Here is a 17663-nt window from a genome sequence, read left to right on the forward strand (position 1 = left end):
TGAGGAGAGGGGCGTGCGCACCGCGCACGCCCCTCTCCTCATGCCGCGAAGTCAGTTCGCGCGGAGGTTCGCCGGCAGGAAGATCGTGCCGGTCGTGACCTCCTCCTCAAGCTGCTCGAGGGTGCGACCGCGGGTTTCCGGCACCCACTTGAACACGAAGAGCAGAGACAGCGCGCCGAGAAGCGCGAAGACGAAGAAGGTTCCGGTGATGCTCACTGCGGCGATGAGCGAAGGGAAGTAAAGCCCGAGAAAGAAGTTCGCCATCCACAAGCAGAAGACCGAGACGCCCATACCGAACGCGCGCATCTTCAGCGGGAAGATCTCGGACAGCGTCACCCACACCGCCACATTAAGGAACGTCTGCATCGAGCCGACGAACGCGACGACAAGAAGGAGGATCACGAACGGACGCAGCGGGTTTCCGACGGGAAGCACGATCGACGCGATGCCGATGAGTAGGTGGCACGTTGTCGTCAGGGCGAAACCGATCAAGAACGTCTTACGCCGGCTGAATCGGTCCATGATGCTGACCGCGATGATGCCACCGACGACCGCGATCATGCCGGGTGCGATGTTCGCGATCAGCGCGGCGCTCTTGGAGAAGCCGGACTCGGTCAGCACCTCCTGGCCGTAGTACATGATCGAGTTGATCCCGGTGAACTGCTGGGCCACACCGAGGCCGATGCCGACGAGCAGGATGCGGCGCAGCCATTTGTCGGCGAGGACGCTCTTCCAGTTGAGCTTCTCCGACTCCTCCTCATTGCGGATCTGCTCGATCTGGGCGAGCTCTAGCTCCGCACGCTCGGCGGGCCTCAGCTCCGAAAGCACCTTGAGCGCCTTTTCGTGGTGACCGTTGTCGGCGAGCCACCGTGGCGACTCGGGCATCCGGAACATGCCGATGAAGAGCGCGAGCGCGGGGACGAGCTGAATGGAGAGCATGATGCGCCACACGCCTTCCTGCTCGCCCCACACGACGCCAATGATCGCGTTGATGACGAATGCGGCGAGCTGACCGACGACGATCGCGAGCTCGTTGCGGCCGGCGAGGGAGCCGCGAATCTCGTACGGTGCCAGTTCGGCGAGGAACACGGGCACCACGGTGGATGCTCCTCCGACGGCGATGCCGAGGATGAAGCGCCCAGTGATCATCACCTCGACGTTGGGCGCGAGCACGCACGTGAGAGCACCGACGAAGAAGAGGACCGACAGCAGAGTGATCGTGCTGCGACGACCCCAGGCGTCCGCGACGCGGCCCAGCGTAACGGCTCCGATTGCGGCACCTAGCAGCAGCGAGGCGGTGACCAGGCCTTCGGTGAGCGGCGTGAGCCCGAGCTCTGCACTCATCGGCCCTAGAGCGCCGTTGATCACGCCCGTGTCATAGCCGAACAGCAATCCGCCGAGGGTGGCGATGAGTGCGACGACGCCCAGCCGCTTGCGATAAGGCCCGGGCATCAGCGTGGGGAGAGCGGACGCGGCGGTACTGCCACTGTTCCGTGCGGACTGAGACATGGGGGACTCCTTCGTCGTCCGTTTCAGCGTGACACATGACCGTATGTCCTGTCAAAGTTTTGATCTTTGACACTATGTCAAAACATTCTCTTGACAGAGCTCCGAAGGTGGGAGATTGTTAGGTCAAACAACCGGGCACGGTCACCGACGAAGAAGTCTGATACGTGGCGAAGCAGCCTCCAGCCCTCATCGTCGATCGCCGCACCGGCACCCGATCCGGGACGGCATCCCTGATGAAAGGAACTCCCATGAACCTGGTCTCACCTCGCAAGCTCGTGGCGGTCGGCGCAGCAGTAGCCGCAATCGCGCTTGCACTCACCGCGTGTAGCGGTGGCGGAGCAACGAAGTCGACGACCGCTGCGAACTCGGGCTCCGGCGGTGGCAACTCCGGATACAAGATCGCGATGATCACGCATGAAACCCCCGGCGACACCTTCTGGGACAAGATCCGAGCCGGCGCAGAGCAGGCCGCGAAAGATGCGGGCGTTAAGCTCACTTACTCCAACGACCCGGACGCCTCCAAGCAGGCGCAGCTCATCCAGACCGCGATCGACTCCAAAGTCGACGGCATCGCGACCACGCTGGTCACCCCCGATGCCCTCGCCGGCTCGGTCAAGGCCGCCCGGGCGGCAGGCATCCCGCTCGTCGGCTTCAACTCCGGCATCGACCAGTACAAGCAGCTCGGCGCGCTCATGTACTTCGGTTCCGACGAGAACCTCGCCGGGAACACCGTCGGCGAGAAACTCGCTGCTGACGGCGTCAAGCATCCGCTCTGCGTCATCCAGGCAGCCGGTTCGGTTGCGCTCGAAGCGCGTTGCGCGGGCGTGAAGGACAAGGTCGCCGGCACCGAGAACATCCAGGTCAACGGTGCCGACGACTCGTCGGTCGTCTCTAGCCTCCAGGCCAAGCTCGCGCAGGATTCCTCGATCGACGCCATCGTCACCCTCGGCGCCCCGATCGCGATGGATGCCCTGAAAGCCATGAGCCAGGCGAACAGTACTGCGAAGCTCGTCACATTCGACCTCAACGAACAAGCTGCGCAGGCCATCAAGGACAGCAAGATCGAGTTCTCTGTCGACCAGCAGCCGTACGTGCAGGGCTACATGGCCGTGACCGCGCTGTACCTCTACATCAAGAACGGCAACGACATCGGAGGCGGCGGCCCGGTCCTGACCGGCCCCTCGATCGTCGACAGAAACAACATCGACAAGATCCTCCCGTTCGCCAAGAACAACACCCGCTGACGTCAAGGGGGCGGGGTCCGTGTTGCAGCCCCGCCCCCTTCGTCCGTCCAGAAAGGATTCCTGCCATGAGTCAGGATCTCAATCCGAGCCCGGCGGCCGCCCCGACCCCGGCTTCGGCGGGTGCCCCGTCCGAGGCATCCAACCGTGTGAAACTGGGCTGGTCGAACCGCCTCCTGGCCCGCCCCGAATTCGGAGCGGCAGTCGCTGCGGTGATCATTCTCATCTTCTTCCTCATCATCGCGCCGTCGTTCCGCTCGGTGGACTCGATCTTCACCGTCCTCTACCAGGCATCCACGATCGGCATCGTAGCCGTCGGCGTCGGCATGCTCATGATTGGCGGCGAGTTCGACCTGTCTGCCGGCGTAATGGTGACCACGGCGGGCCTGTTCAATGCTCTCTTCAGTTACTACCTGGGCATCAACCTCATCGTCGGTGCGATCACGTCGCTGCTGTTCTGCCTGGCCGTCGGCTTCCTCAACGGCTACCTCGTGATGCGCACCGGCATCCCAAGCTTCCTCATCACGCTCGGCTCGTTCTTCGTGCTGCAGGGCGCCAATCTCGGCGTCACCAAGCTCGTCTCGGGTACGGTCTCCAGTCCCGACATCTCGCAGATGGACGGCTACCAGCTCATGTCGACCCTGTTCGCGGGATCGTTCACGATCGCGGGGGTAACCGTCTGGAACACCGTGATCTTCTGGTTCGTATTCGTCGCTCTCTCGGGCTGGGTGCTGCAGCGCACCAAGGTCGGCAACTGGATCTACGCCGTCGGTGGCAATGCGGCCTCCGCCCGCGCGGTTGGTGTGCCGGTCAAGCGGGTGAAGATCGGACTGTTCATGACGGTGTCATTCCTCGCCTGGTTCGTCGGCATGCACACCCTGTACCGCTTCAACACACTTCAAGCCGGCAACGGCGTCGGAAACGAGTTCCTGTACATCATCGCCGCGGTGGTCGGCGGCACGCTGATGACCGGCGGCTACGGCAACGCAATCGGCGTCGCGATCGGTGCGTTCATCTTCGGCATGACCTCGCTGGGCATCGTGTACGCCGGGTGGGACCCGAACTGGTTCCGCAGCTTCCTCGGCGTGATGCTCGTGCTCGCGGTGCTCGTCAACCTCTACGTCAAGCAGCTGTCGACCAAGCGAAAGGTGGGATGACGGCCATGTCCGAAGAACTGCGATCCGCCGAATCCGCGCACGCGACCGTGCCCATGCACTCGGCCGAGCCCGCACGCAAGGGCACGACTCTGATCCAGATGACAGACGTCGGCAAGACATACGGCGCCGTCCGCGCCCTCAAGGGCATCAATCTCAGGGTCAACGCGGGCGAGGTCACCTGCGTCCTCGGCGACAACGGTGCAGGAAAGTCCACGCTCATCAAGATCATGGCGGGCCTTCATGACCACAACGAGGGCACGATGCTGGTGAACGGGCAAGAGGCGCACTTCGCGTCGCCGCGCGAGGCCCTCGCCGAAGGCATCGCGACCGTCTACCAGGACCTAGCCGTGGTCGGCCTCATGGAGGTCTGGCGCAACTTCTTCCTGGGATCCGAAGTTACGCACGGGAAGTTCCCGTTCGCGGGGCTGCGGATCAAAGAGATGAAAGACATCGCGGATACAGAGCTGCGCAAGATGGGCGTCGTCGTCAAAGATATCGATCAGCCCATCGGGACACTCTCAGGCGGCCAGCGGCAATGTGTCGCTATCGCCCGCGCCGTTTACTTCGGTGCCAAAGTGCTCATCCTCGACGAACCCACCGCGGCTCTCGGCGTCAAGCAATCCGGCGTCGTGCTCAAGTACACAGCCGCCGCGCGGGATGCCGGTTTAGGCGTGGTGTTCATCACCCACAACCCGCACCACGCGTACATGGTAGGCGACCACTTCGTCATCTTGAAGCTCGGTCAGGCCGTGCTCGACAAGAAGCGAGACGACGTCGCCCTAGACGAGCTCACCCGCCAGATGGCCGGCGGAGACGAGCTCGCCGAGCTGAGCCACGAACTCAAGGAGCTCGGCGGCATGACCTCGGCGATCCGCACGATCGAAGCGGGTGCCCGGCGCCGCTAGGCGACACGAAGCGGTGGGAGCTGCATGCCTTCCACCGCTTCGTCCTTCCCGGCGACTCGGTTCAGGTGCCGACTTCTGCGGGGCGAGGGTGCGGAAGTTGGCACCTGAACGAGGGATGCGGGCCTCAGAGGCTGCGGGTCAGGCAGCAGACGGGGCCGTGGTGCCGCGCACGACGAGGGCAGGGGTGAGAGTGCTGTGCGAGGGCGCCGCCACGGAGCCCGCCATGCGGGATATCAGCAGGCGCCCGGCCTCACGCCCCACGTCGGCGCTCATGTCGTCGATCGTGGTGAGGTCGACGAGCCGCGAACCGGCGAGAGCTGAGTTATCGTAGCCGATTATCGACAACCGACCCGGGACGTCGTAGCCGAGTTCGCGGGCCGCACCGAGGGCGCCGAGGGCCATGGTGTCGTTCGCGGCGAAGACTGCAGTGAGGTCCGGATGCTGCTGCAGCATGACGAGCGCTGCTCGATATCCCTCGGCTTCCGCGCCTGCGGGAGAAATCGGGCCGAGCACCGGACTGGTACCGGCGGCCGCGAGCACCGCGAGAGCGCTGTCGGCACGGGCGGAGCCGGCGCCGCCTCCAGCGGGCAGGTGCCCGATGCTGCGGTGGCCGAGGTCGAGCAGATGCTCGACGGCGAGGCGCGCCCCGAGCCGGTCGTCGTTGGCGACCGAGTCAGCACCCGGCGCGCCCTGCGCACGAGTGCCGGCGATGACGAGCGGAGGGACGGCCGGGCCGAAAAGTCCGGCCGGCACGTCCATCGCCACTACGATGCCGTCGACACGGCTGGACAGGAGCCCGTCGACGGGATCTTCGGCCGGTGATGCTGTGGCGACATCCGCCACGCTCAGGCGATAGCCCGCTGGCCCGAGCGCCTCGTGGAGGCCTCGAGCGAGGTCGATGAACCAGGGGTTCGCGTAGTCGTCGATGAGCAGACCAACCGCATGGGTGCAGTCGGACGCCAGCGCGCTCGCGGCGCGGTTCGGCCGATAGCCGAGCTCGCGAATCGCAGCCTCGACTGCTTGCCGGGACGCGGCGCTGACGCGCGGCGATCCGCGCAGCACGAGCGAGACGAGCGACTTGGACACCCCCGCGGCAACGGCGACGTCGTAGATGGTCGGACGCGACATCAACTTCCTCAATTCAATATTGACAGGACATATGCACAAGACTATCGTGGCCACGTGTTGGAGCGCTCCACAAGGCGAGCGTATCCGGCCAACTGGACACTCGCCCATCTCTCCCTCGAAGGAATCTCATGAGCACGACCAACATCGGTGTCGCCGTCATCGGCGCCGGAATGGCCGGCAAGGCCCACGCCGCCGCCTACCGCAGCGCTACGACTGTGTACAGCGCCTCTCTGCCGCCCATCCGGCTCGTCTCGATCGCCGACGTCTATGAACCGGCGGCGAAGGAAACAGCCGAGCGGTTCGGGTACGAACGACACGACACTTCGTGGCAGGCGATTGTCGAAGCCGACGACATCGACGTGGTATCGGTCGTTGTCGCAAACCGTCTGCACCGCGAGATCGTCGAGGCTTTGCTCACCGCAGGCAAGCACGTGCTGTGCGAGAAGCCGCTGTCCGACACGATGGAGGATGCCGAGGCAATGGTCGCCGCGGCCGGGCGCGCATCTACGATCGCCCGCATCGGCCTTACCTTCCGCCGTTCCCCCGGCTTCGCGCTTGTCAACAAGCTCGCGAAGGACCGCACGCTTGGCCGTATCTACAACGTGGATGCCTCATACTGGGCCGATTACGCCGCCGACCCGGCGGTGCCGATCAGCTGGCGATTCAAGGGGCCTGCCGGATCCGGCGCGCTCGCAGATGTCGGCAGCCACCTCAGCTACTTGGCCGAGTTCGTCGCTGATAGCGAGATCGTCTCGGTGCATGGGGGCACGCTGAACACTGTGATCGCGCAGCGGCCGAAGCCCGTCGGTGCGATCTCCGGCCGCGGCAAAGTCGCTGTCACCGAAGAGCTCGACACCGTCGAGAACGACGACGTGGCAGCATTCAGCGCCCTGCTCGCGAACGGCGCCAATGCCACTCTGCAGGTCTCGCGGGTCGCGGCCGGCCACCCGAACTCGCTCGCCGTGCAGGTCTTCGGCGAGAAGGGTGCGGCGCGGTTCGACTTCCGCCACCCCAGCGAGGTCAAGCTGTTCCTGCATGACGCCGAACCGGCGCTTGCCGGCTGGCGTACCATCGTCCTCGGGCCCGAACACCCCTATTGGCGTGGTGGTCTGCCGATGGACGCCCCGGGCGTCGGCGTCGGCCAGAACGAGGGCTTCGTGTTCCAGGCGCGCGCGTTCCTGGAGGAGGTCGCTGGCATCACGGAGGCTGACTCGCTCCCGCGCAACGCCGACTTCGCGGATGCCCTGCGCAACATGAGACTGCTCGACGCAGCCGCCCGTTCGGCCCTCGCCGGCGGCACGACCGTCGCAGTCGGAGAATGAGATGAAGCTCGGCCTGTACAACGCCGTCCTGCACGACCGTCCGCTGCCCGACGCGCTGCGCGTGATCGCCGACAACGGGCTCACTGGCATCGAGATCAACACCGGCGGATTCCTGCCCCCGGTGCACGTTCCCCGCCTCGGTGACATCCTGGTCAGCGACAGCGCACGCGACGACTACCTCGGTGTCTTCGAAGGGACTGGCGTCTCGATCGCGGGCCTGAACTGCAACGGCAACCCGCTGCATCCGAGCGCCGCCATCGGGCCCGTGCACGCGGAGGACATCCGCCGGAGCGTCCTGCTCGCCGAGCGTCTCGGACAAAACCGCGTCGTCACCATGTCGGGCCTCCCCGGCGGCAGCCCCACCGCCACGCGCCCCAACTGGATCGTGAACGCCTGGAACTCCGCGGCGTTGGACATCGCGAACGAGCAGCTGAAGATCGCGGCGGACTTCTGGCGCGAGATGGACCGGTTCGCCGCCGACCACGACGTCAAGGTCGCGCTCGAGCTGCACCCCCAGAACGTCGTGTTCAACGTGCGCACCATCGAGCAGCTGGTGGAGGCCACCGGCGCGACGCACGTCGGCGTCGAGCTGGATGCTTCCCATCTGTTCTGGCAGCAGATGGATCCGGTGGCCGTCGTGCGGCACCTCGGCCCGCTCGTGTTCCACGCGGCGGCAAAGGACGTCCGTGTCAACACCGAGTACGCGCAGCTGAACGGGGTGCTCGACAACGGGTTCCGGCGAATGCGGGAGGACGAGCCACGCACGAACCTCGGGGGCGACGAGTGGGCCAACGAGTGGCCGATGGACTCCTCGTGGGACTTCGTCGCGCTCGGCAAGGGGCATCCGGTCGAGTACTGGACCGAGTTCCTGCGCGCCCTGCGCGATGTCGACCCGGACATGCTCGTGAACATCGAGCACGAAGACGTCTCGCTCGGCCGCGAGGAGGGCGTCGCCGTCGCCGCGCGCGTGCTCCGCGAGGCGGATGCCGCCCTGGAGCCGACCTCTTAGCGACTCCCGCGTACGAAGAAGGCCCCGGCGATCAAGCCGAGGCCTTCTTCGTGGTTCCCGGACTCAGACCGGAGCCAGGAGTATGTCGCGGACCACCTGGTCGAGGGCCTCGTCGGCCTCGAGGAACTGGCGGAGCGTGCGGACCGTGGCGCCGAACGTGTCGAACTCGGCGGGAGTCATCCCATCGATGTCGTAGGCGCGGTTGAACTCCGGCACCTTGGCCTGCAGGGTCTCCAGGATGTGCGGGTCGACGGGCACGCCGATACGGTCGGTCGCCTCGATTTCGTTCTCGTTGATGCGCGCCTGCCAGTCGAACGGCGGCGAGACGACGAGGTCCCCGCCCTGTAGCTCGGACCACTGCAAGTGGTTGCGGAACGCGGCCGAGAGCACGCGCGAGCGGAATCCGCGCTCCCTGAACACCGCGTGCGCGCGCTTGAGCGCGGCGACGCCGGCCCACTCCAGGTAGCCGGGGTCGATGAGGATCCGGTTCTTCGCGACCCATGCCTTGAGCCAGTCGTCCAGTCGGCCTCCCATCAGAGTGACGACCGAGCCGAATTCGCGCTCGGGCAGCCCCTCGGCGGCGCGTCGATCGAGCCCGCGCTCGATGGCCTCCGCCGCGGCGACCGCCTGCGGCACCGTGAACGACACCGTGACGTTGATGCTCACCCCGCGGTATGTGGCCTCTTCGATGGCGGCGAGGCCCACCGAGGTAGCCGGGATCTTCACGATGATGTTCTCGGTGAGCCCGGCGAAGTGCACGGCCTGGGCGACGAGCGCATCGGCATCCCGGTGCAGGCGCGGGTCGGTCTGCACCGAGAGGCGCCCGTTGCGACCGCCGGATGCTCGGAAGGCCGGCTCCAACAGCTTCGCTGCCTGGATCGAGAGCTCCTCGACGACCTTCCAGCCGATCTCGGACTCGGACGCCGCCGGGTGTTCAGCCGCAAGCTGGGCGATGCGCGGCTTCCACGCGTCAAGGTGGGCCTTGACGACGGCGAGCGCGATCACCGGGTTGCACGTGGCTCCCACTGCCCCGAACTCGATGGAGCGGGCGAGCTCCACCGGGTCGGCGGAGTCGTTCCAGAGCACCGTCGGGAAGCGCTCGGCCGCCCGGCGGGTCGCGTACGGTGCGGTCATGGCCGGTGTCCTTCTGAGACGAGCTCACGCAACCGCGCGAGCTGGAAACGGGAGACGTCGTCAGCCGCCTCGTCCTCGGCGAAGACGTTCGATACCAGCAGCGCGTCCTCGCGGTCGAGGTAGCCGATCGCGCCGAGCGTCGTGAACAGCTCGCTCCAGTCCACATCGCCGTCGCCGATGCGCAGGTGCTGGTGGATGCGCGCTGCGTTGCCGGGTGGGTTCGAGATGTACCGCAGACCGTGGGAACGGCGGTGGTCGAACGTGTCGGCCGTGTAGACGGCACCGAGCCGGTCGCTGATCTCGGGCAGCAGGGTCGTGGCACGGTCGCCGTAGTGGAACGTGTGGGATGCCACGTAGACGAACCCGATCGCCCTCGAGTTGAGCCCGCGCATCACCCGCCACGCCTCGAGTCCATCCTCGACGAAGTCGTCGGGGTGCGGGTCGATGTTCAGGCGCAGACCTTCACGCTCGATGATCGGCAGCAGCTCCTCCATCGAGCGGTAGAAGGCCGCCTCAGACTCCTCGCTGCGCTCGGGCCGCCCGGAGAACTCGGTGTTGATCACGGGTACCCCGAGCTCCACGGCGAGCTGGATGGTGCGCTTGTAGTTGCGCACCGCTGCTTCGCGCTGCGGCTCGTCGGGCCACGAGATGCGCTGTACGGGCAGGATCGCCGGGATGCCGACCCCGGCATCCGCTGCGGCCTTCTTGAACTTCGCGACGAGGTCGTCGTCGGCCTTCGGGTACCGGAAGAACGGAGAGAAGTCGACGTGCGGCGTCAGCTGCAGGTACTCGTAGCCGAGCCGCGCCGCGACCTCGGGGAACTCCAGCAGCGTGAAGTCGTGGTGGTAAGGGGTCGGGTCAAGCGCGATGCGCACCATGGAATACCTCCAGATCGATCAGGCGTAGAACGCCGGACGGGCGGCAGCATCCACCGTCTGCACGCCGCCGTCGAGCGCGCGCACACCGGCCTCGCACGCCAGGGCGACGAGATAGCCGTCCCACGCGGTGGGACCTTCGACGAGGGTTCCGGCACGCACCGCATTCACCCAGCGCTGGATCTGCGCGTCGTACGCGTCGGCAAAGCGCGTGGTGAAGCTGATGTGCTCGCCGACCGAGAACCGGCCGTCGTGCCACTGCTGCAGCCCCGCGGGCTGGCCGATGCGAGCGATGCCCTGCTCGAACACGGCCTCGGTGGCGACCTGATAGCCGAACCGCACGCTGACGTTCATCTCGACGTCGACAAGCACGCCGTTCTCGAGCTCCATGATCACCAGGATCGGCTCGCGGAGATGCTCGGGCGACAGAGAGTTGCGTCGCGGGTGTTTGACTTCGACGGTCTTCACCGGCGAGCCGGCAAGCCACGGCACGACGTCGAACTCGTGTACGACGGAGTCGGTGATGAGCATCTCCTGCGTGTAGCTGTCGGGCACCGACGGGTTGCGGTGCGCGCAGCGCAGCATCAGCAGCTCGCCTTCGTCGCCCGACGCGATGAGCTGCCGCAGAGCCGCATACTGAGCGTCGAAGCGGCGCATGAACCCGACTTGGATGTGCGGGCGGTCGAGCTTCTGCTCGATCTGCAGGATCTCCCACGCTGATGCCGAATCGGGTGTGAGCGGCTTCTCGCACAGGATCGGCAGTCCGGCCTCAAGCGCCGGCACGAGCACGGGCTGGTGGAACTTGCCGGGCGTCGCAATGAGCACGGCGTCGAGCGCGTCGGTCGCGAGGGCATCCTCGATGCTTGTGAAGGCCTGCGAGCCCGGTGCGTTCTGCGCAGCGGCGGCCGCTCGACCGGAATCCGGCTCCACGATCGCCGACACGACGGCACCCGAGATGCGGTTGGTGATGCGGGCGACGTGGTCGGCACCCATGAGTCCGGCGCCGACGACGCCGATGCGGAGGTCGTTGGTCATTGCGTGTGCTCCTGCGGTTCAGTGCTGGCGGGCGAAGTGGGTGCACGCGAAGATGTGGTCGCGCGTACGCTTGGCGATGGGGAACGGACGGTCGACGTCGCATCCATACATGTCCTGCTCGACGATCGCGAAGATGTCGGGGTCGATCGCCGCGACTGCCTCGATGATGGGCGCGAGGTCGGGCATGCCGTGCGGCGGCTCGATCATGATGCCTTCGGTGACGGCCTCGGCAAACGGGGTGTCGTTCTTGAGCACGTCGAACAGCAGGCTGGTGTCGACCTGCTTGAGGTGCAGGTAGCCGATGCGATCGGGGCGGTCCTGAATGAGCTTGACGTTGTCGCCGCCGTAGTAGGCGAAGTGGCCGGTGTCCAGGCACAGGTTGGTGTAGCGCGGGTCGGTCTCGTCGAGGAAGCGCAGCACCTCGCGGGTGGTGCCGACGTGGCTGTCGGCGTGCGAGTGGAACTGCTGCTTCACTCCGAATTCCTCCAGCAGCGCTTTGCCGAGCCGGTCGTGGCCGGCCGCGAGCTTGCGCCACTGCTCGTCTGTGAGGGTGCGCGACTCGAGTACCTCGCTCGTGGCGTCGCTGCGCCACAGGTCGGGGATGACCACGAGGTGCTCGGCGCCGAGCTGCGAAGCGAGGCCGGCGACGGCGAGCGCCTGGTCCCATGCGCGCTGCCACTGGTCGTCTCCCTTGTGGAAACCGGTGAACACTGTGCCGGCGGAGAGCTTCAGCCCGCGCGAGCTGAGCTCGTCCCCAAGCTGGTGCGGGTCGGTGGGCAGGTAGCCGTATGGGCCGAGTTCGATCCAGGTGTACCCGGAGGCGACGACCTCGTCGAGGAACCGCGACCACGGCACCTGATTGGGGTCGTCGGGGAACCACACGCCCCACGAGTCGGGGGCGGTGCCGATGCGCAAACCTGCGCCGGAACTGACGACGTTGTCGGCGTCTGCGGGGATGGTGTCGGTCATTGTTCTTTCTCCGATGGATGTCAGCCGAGCAGCGGACGCTGGACGGCGGCCTGCTCTTGGTATTCGGCGCGTGCCTGACGCGTGGATTCGAGGGTGGATGCCTGTGCCACCGGCACGTCCCACCAACCGGCGCCGTCGGGGGCGTAGACCAGGGGGTCGCTGTTGATGTGGATGAAGGTGGATCGGTCGGATGCCTTCGCGGCGGCGATCGCGCTCTTCAGATCGGTGATCGCGGATGCCCCAGGCTCTATCTCGATGACGTCGACGCCGTAGCTGCGCGCGTTCATGGCGAGGTCGACGGGGAGGATGTCCTCGCCCTGGAAGTTGCGCGCCTGAGGATCGTAAGCCCGGTACTTGGTTCCGAAGCGCTGCGAGCCCACGGTTTCGGACAAATGCCCGATCGACGCGTATCCGTGGTTCTGCACGAGGATGACGATGAGCTTGATGCCCTCGGCGACGGCTGTGACGAGTTCCGTGTTGAGCATGAGGTACGACCCGTCGCCGACCATCACGACCACGTCACGGGGGTCGCCGTCGGCGAGGAGTCCCCGCTTGGCCCCGAGGCCGCCGGCGATCTCGTAGCCCATGCACGAGAACGCGTATTCGACGTGGTAGCCGAGCGGGTCCCGCACGCGCCACAGCTTGTGCAGGTCGCCCGGCAGCGACCCGGCGGCCTGCACGATGACGTCGGCCGGGTCGAGGGAGGACTGCACCGCGCCGATGATCTCCGGCTGCCCGGGCAGGGCGAGGCCCGACGCGGCGAAGGCGGCATCCACCGCGGCATCCCATGCCGCCTTCTCTTGCGCGACCTGCTCGGAGTACTCGTCGGTGATCTCGAAGCCTTCGAGCTCGACCGTCAGCTCGGCGAGGGTCTCGCGGGCGTCGGCGATCACCGGCAGCTGCGACCCGTGCTTGTATGCGTCGAACGAGGCGACGTTGATGTTCACGAACACGACGTCGGGGTTCTGGAACGCGGTGCGGGAGCTGGTGGTGAAGTCGCTGTAGCGGGTGCCGATGCCGATGACGACGTCCGCCGCGGCGGCGATCCGGTTGGCTGCGAGGGTGCCGGTTGCGCCCACTCCACCGAGGTATTGCGGGTGGTCCCACGCGAGCACGCCACCGCCGGCCTGGGAGGTGCCGACGGGGATGCCGGTGGCTTCGACGAGCGCGCGCAGCTGCTCTTCAGCGCCGGCGTACAGCACGCCGCCCCCGGCGACGATGAACGGGCGCTTCGCCCCGCGGATCGCCGCGACCGCCCGTGCGAGCGGTCCGCGCTCGGGGAGGGGACGGCGGATGTGCCACTCACGGTCCTGCAGGAACTCGACCGGAACGTCGATCGCCTCGGCTTGCACGTCTTCGGGGAGCGCGATCGTCACCGCACCGGTCTCGACCGGATCCGTCAGTACACGCATCGCAGCGAGCGCGATCGAGAAGAGCTGCTCGGGGCGCTGCACCCGGTCGAAGAAGCGGCTGACGGGCCGGAACGCATCCGACACCTGAATGCCGATGTCGTGCGGGTGCTCCAGCTGCTGTAGCACCGGGTCGGCGACGCGCGTCGCGAAGGTGTCGCTCGGCAGCAGCAGTGCCGGGAGTCGGTTGGAGGTCGCGAGCGCCGCGGCGGTGAGCATGTTCGCCGCCCCCGGACCCACCGACGCGGTCGCCGCGAGGGTCGCCCGGCGGCGGTGCATGCGCGCGTAGCCGACAGCCCCGTGCACCATCGCCTGCTCGTTGCGGGCCTGGTAGTACGGCATCAGGTCAGGATCGGTCGCATTGGACTGCTTCAGCGCCTGGCCGACACCGGCCACGTTCCCATGTCCGAAGATCCCGAACATCCCGGGCACGGTGCGTTCGCGGATGTCACCGTCGACGGTCCACTGGTGGGCGAGGAACTCGACCAGCGCCTGGCCGACCGTCATGCGCTTGGTTGTTGCCTTCTCAGACGGTGCCATCTGCGCGGGCCTTTCTGGAGTCGTTCGTGAAGGGGAGGCGAGGGTCGAGCTGCTGGTCGTCCCAGGTCGCCCGCACCCACGCATGAGCGGGGTCGTCGCTGATGAGCCACACCCGATCGGGGTCCGGCCCCGCCATGACGTTGAGGTAGTAGAGGTCGTAGCCGGGAGCGGCAGCGGCCGGTCCGTGATAGCCGTACGGCACGAGCGCGATATCGCCGGTGCGCACCATGGCATTGATCTCGATGTCGCCAGCCGGTGATGCGTAGGTGCTGAACATCCCGAAGGCGGTCTCCGCCGCGGCATGCGCCCCGGTGACGGGCGCCGTCTCGAAGTAGTAGATCTCCTCGAGGCGGGATTCATGTCCGGGCACGTGCTCGTCGTGCTTGTGCGGCGGGTACGACGACCAGTTCTCTGCCGGCGTGATCACCTCGCACACGATGAGGCGGGCGGCATCAAGCGCCTCGGGCGTGCCGAAGTTGTGCACCTGCCGGCTGGACGCGCCCTTGCCGCGCAACTCCACCGGGGTGTCGGATGCCGCGATGTACTGCGTCGGGCGCACCACGTTGGTGGGGCTGGTCGCGACCGCCACCCGGCCGGCGCCGGCGAGGGTGCCGGTGGCGGCCGACGACAGGTACAGCACGTCGGTGGGTCCGGCGAACACGCTGGGTCGTCCCGCCAGCGCGGTGGTCGCATCCGTGTGGGTCACGGTGAATGAGCCAGCCAGCGGCACCACGATCCGCTCTACCCCGGGCCCACCGAGGTCGAACGTTTCGCCTTCGGCGAGATCGGCGACGCGGATGCCGGTGTGCTCCCACCCCGGGACGGTTTCGTCCACGACGCTCTCCCATCCGTCGCGGGCGAGCTCCCCGCGACGGTGGAACCAGCGCTGTTCGGTCATGTCCATCGCTCCCTCGAGTCGGACGGATCAATTGTTCTGCGGGAAGCCGAGGTTGATGCCGCCGTGGGTAGCGGGGTCGAGCCAGCGGCTGGTGACGGCTTTCTCGCGCGTGAAGAAGTCGAACCCGTGCACACCGTACGCCTTGGCATCGCCGAACAGCGACTGCTTCCAGCCGCCGAAAGAGTGGTAGGCGACGGGGACTGGGATCGGCACGTTGATGCCGATCATGCCGACCTCGATCTCGTTCTGGAAGCGCCGCGCGGCGCCGCCGTCATTCGTGAAGATCGCGGTGCCGTTGCCGAACTGCCCCGAGTTGATGAGATCGACGCCCTCCTGGAACGATGCCACGCGCACGATCGACAGCACCGGGCCGAAGATCTCCTCCGTGTAGGCGCGCGAGGTGGTGGGAACGCGGTCGAGCAAGGTGGGGCCGAAGAAGAACCCGCCTTCGTGCCCCGCCACCGTGAGGCCGCGGCCGTCGACGACGATCTCGGCGCCATCCTGCTCGGCGATGTCGACGTAGGAGGCGACCTTGTCACGGTGCGCACCGGAAATCAGCGGCCCCATGTCGGGCTCGACCCCGTCGACGCCCGCACCGTTGCCGATGCGCAGCTTCGCGATACGCTCCTTCACCTTCTCGATGAGCTCGTCCGCGACGGGCTCGACGGCGAGCACGACAGAGATCGCCATGCAGCGCTCACCGGCCGCGCCATATCCGGCGTTGATCGCCATGTCGGCTGCCAGGTCCAGGTCGGCATCCGGCAGCACCAGCATGTGGTTCTTCGCCCCGCCGAGGGCCTGCACCCGCTTGCCGTGGCGGGATGCCGTCTCGTAGATGTACTGCGCGATAGGCGTGGAACCGACGAACGAGACCGACTGCACCTCGGGTGAGGTGAGGAGACCATCGACGGCCTGCTTATCACCCTGCAGCACGGTGAACACACCAGCAGGCAGCCCTGCCTCGGCCCACAGGCCGGCGAGCCAGAGCGCCGCCGACGGGTCCTTCTCACTGGGCTTGAGGATGACGGCGTTGCCCGCGGCGATCGCGATCGGGAAGAACCACATCGGCACCATCGCCGGAAAATTGAACGGCGAGATGATCGCCGTGACACCCAGGGGCTGCTTGATCGAGTACACGTCGACCCCGGTCGACGCGTTCTGCGAGAACGCGCCCTTGATCAGGTGCGGGAACCCGGTCGCCAGTTCCACGACCTCCAGACCGCGCAGGATCTCGCCCATCGCATCAGAGAGCACCTTGCCGTGCTCAGCGGTGATGATCGCGGCCAACTCGCCCTTGCGGGCGTTGAGGAGCTCGCGGAAGGCGAACAGCACCGCCTGGCGCTTTGCGATCGAGTACCCCGACCACACCCGGTAGCCAGCGTTCGCGGATGCGATGGCGGCGGCGATCTCGGCGTCGTCAGCCAAGGCCACCTCGGCCTGCACGGAACCGGTCGCGGGGTTGAAGACGGGGGCGGTGCGGCCGGTGGCCGACGTCACGGCGGCGCCGCCGATCCAGTGGCCGATGACGGGAAGGGTCGCCACGTCGGCGATCGCGGGTGAAGTCTCGGTGATGCTCATCGGAGTGTGCTTCTTTCGTCGAGAGGGTCAGAGTCAGGTGTGAACGAGGCCAGCTGCGATATCCACAGCGGCGGTGACGTTTCCGTCCGGCGGGTATAGGAGGGTGCGGCCGACGGTGAGCCCGCGCACGCCCGGAAGCGACAGAGCGTCCTCCCAGGCCGCGAACGTCTCGTCGGGGTCGACCCCGGCGTCGCCGCCGAGCAGCAAGGTGGGCATGGTCGTGGCGGCCATGACGCGCTCCATGTCTTCGACGACGGGAAGCTTCATCCACGTGTATGCGCTGGATGCGCCCAGCCCGGCCGCAATGGCGATCGAGAGGACGACGGCATCCGTTGACAGGTCGTTGACGATACGACCGTCGACCCAGCGACTCATGAACGGCTCGAGCATGATCGGTAGCCCTGCAGACGCCGCCTGAGTCACGGCCTCAGCGGTGGCCTGCAGCGTCCGTGCGGTGCCGGCATCCTCGAGGTTCACGCGGATGAGGGCCTTCGCGAAGTCGATGCCGTTCGCGGCCATCGTCGGCACGTCGTATCCGGTGTAGCGGTCGTCCATCTCGAAGCTCGCTCCCCGCAGACCGCCGCGATTCATCGAGCCGACGACGATCTTGTTGTCGAGCAGACCAAGGGCGGCGAGGTCGTCGATGATGTCTGGAGTGCCCAGCACCCCGTCGACTCCGGGCCGGCTGAGAGCGATCGCCATCCGCTCCAGTAGGTCGTGGCGGTCCGCCATGGCGGTCGGGTTCGTGCCGACGGCGAGCGCGCCACGAGCGGGGTGGTCGGCGGCGACGATGAACAGGCGTCCGTCGCCGCAGAGCACGTCGCGGCGCCGGCGGCCGGTCAGAAGGGTTCTGATCTGCTCGGGATGCCGTGCGCGCAGCTCCCGGAGGCGCTCGAAGTCGTCGGCGCTGGGGATCAGGTTGCCCCGCCGGGTCGGGCCAGTGGATTCGGTCAT

General features: G+C 66.9%; 15 protein-coding genes. 5 read left to right on the plus strand and 10 right to left on the minus strand.

Annotated features, from left to right (window positions below; genetic code table 11):
* Positions 1-51: 51 nt before the first annotated feature.
* On the minus strand, positions 52-1509 hold the full coding sequence (locus tag RL72_RS09020; protein ID WP_045250494.1) for a sugar porter family MFS transporter: 1458 nt from the start codon (positions 1507-1509) through the stop codon (positions 52-54).
* Positions 1510-1784: 275 nt separating this feature from the next.
* Here RL72_RS09020 and RL72_RS09025 point away from each other — a divergent pair, with 275 nt between their 5' ends.
* The 3 genes from RL72_RS09025 to RL72_RS09035 all read left to right on the plus strand — a co-directional run bounded on the left by RL72_RS09025 (position 1785) and on the right by RL72_RS09035 (position 4812).
* Entirely contained in the window at positions 1785-2753 is a 969-nt protein-coding gene (locus tag RL72_RS09025) for a sugar ABC transporter substrate-binding protein (protein ID WP_248700428.1), read from the plus strand.
* 65 nt (positions 2754-2818) lie between these two features.
* Positions 2819-3907: an ABC transporter permease gene (locus tag RL72_RS09030; RefSeq protein ID WP_045250496.1), complete on the plus strand. Its 1089-nt coding sequence runs from the start codon at positions 2819-2821 to the stop codon at positions 3905-3907.
* Between the two features lie 53 nt (positions 3908-3960).
* Entirely contained in the window at positions 3961-4812 is an 852-nt protein-coding gene (locus RL72_RS09035) for an ATP-binding cassette domain-containing protein (protein WP_045250527.1), read from the plus strand.
* Positions 4813-4950: 138 nt separating this feature from the next.
* On the opposite strand, the gene RL72_RS09040 is transcribed toward RL72_RS09035, so the two are convergent.
* Positions 4951-5940 carry a LacI family DNA-binding transcriptional regulator gene (locus RL72_RS09040; RefSeq protein ID WP_045250497.1) on the minus strand — a complete coding sequence of 330 codons (990 nt, stop codon included), beginning with the start codon at positions 5938-5940 and terminating at the stop codon, positions 4951-4953.
* 128 nt (positions 5941-6068) lie between these two features.
* Here RL72_RS09040 and RL72_RS09045 point away from each other — a divergent pair, with 128 nt between their 5' ends.
* Positions 6069-7262 carry a Gfo/Idh/MocA family protein gene (locus RL72_RS09045; RefSeq protein ID WP_045250498.1) on the plus strand — a complete coding sequence of 398 codons (1194 nt, stop codon included), beginning with the start codon at positions 6069-6071 and terminating at the stop codon, positions 7260-7262.
* Position 7263: 1 nt separating this feature from the next.
* Entirely contained in the window at positions 7264-8271 is a 1008-nt protein-coding gene (locus RL72_RS09050; RefSeq protein WP_045250499.1) for a sugar phosphate isomerase/epimerase family protein, read from the plus strand.
* 63 nt (positions 8272-8334) lie between these two features.
* Here RL72_RS09050 and RL72_RS09055 read toward each other — a convergent pair whose 3' ends face one another.
* The 8 genes from RL72_RS09055 to RL72_RS09090 are packed head-to-tail and all read right to left on the minus strand — an operon-like array spanning position 8335 to position 17663.
* Complete coding sequence (locus RL72_RS09055) at positions 8335-9405, minus strand: transaldolase family protein (RefSeq protein ID WP_045250500.1); 1071 nt, start codon at positions 9403-9405, stop codon at positions 8335-8337.
* Entirely contained in the window at positions 9402-10283 is an 882-nt protein-coding gene (locus RL72_RS09060) for a sugar phosphate isomerase/epimerase family protein (protein WP_045250501.1), read from the minus strand. Before RL72_RS09060 ends, RL72_RS09055 begins: the two co-directional genes overlap by 4 nt.
* Before the next feature lie 18 nt (positions 10284-10301).
* Entirely contained in the window at positions 10302-11315 is a 1014-nt protein-coding gene (locus tag RL72_RS09065; RefSeq protein ID WP_045250502.1) for a Gfo/Idh/MocA family protein, read from the minus strand.
* Positions 11316-11333: 18 nt separating this feature from the next.
* A complete protein-coding gene (locus tag RL72_RS09070) occupies positions 11334-12284 on the minus strand; it encodes a sugar phosphate isomerase/epimerase family protein (RefSeq protein WP_045250503.1) in 951 nt (316 codons plus the stop codon).
* A gap of 20 nt (positions 12285-12304) precedes the next feature.
* Complete coding sequence (gene iolD / locus RL72_RS09075; protein ID WP_045250504.1) at positions 12305-14233, minus strand: 3D-(3,5/4)-trihydroxycyclohexane-1,2-dione acylhydrolase (decyclizing); 1929 nt, start codon at positions 14231-14233, stop codon at positions 12305-12307.
* On the minus strand, positions 14220-15131 hold the full coding sequence (iolB, locus tag RL72_RS09080; protein WP_045250528.1) for a 5-deoxy-glucuronate isomerase: 912 nt from the start codon (positions 15129-15131) through the stop codon (positions 14220-14222). Before iolB ends, iolD begins: the two co-directional genes overlap by 14 nt.
* 27 nt (positions 15132-15158) lie before the next feature.
* On the minus strand, positions 15159-16709 hold the full coding sequence (locus RL72_RS09085; protein WP_156156754.1) for a CoA-acylating methylmalonate-semialdehyde dehydrogenase: 1551 nt from the start codon (positions 16707-16709) through the stop codon (positions 15159-15161).
* A 33-nt stretch (positions 16710-16742) separates the two neighbouring features.
* A complete protein-coding gene (locus RL72_RS09090; RefSeq protein ID WP_045250505.1) occupies positions 16743-17663 on the minus strand; it encodes a class I fructose-bisphosphate aldolase in 921 nt (306 codons plus the stop codon).

Origin of the sequence: Microbacterium azadirachtae (assembly GCF_000956545.1) — a bacterium.
In the GTDB taxonomy this organism is placed as follows: domain Bacteria; phylum Actinomycetota; class Actinomycetes; order Actinomycetales; family Microbacteriaceae; genus Microbacterium; species Microbacterium azadirachtae.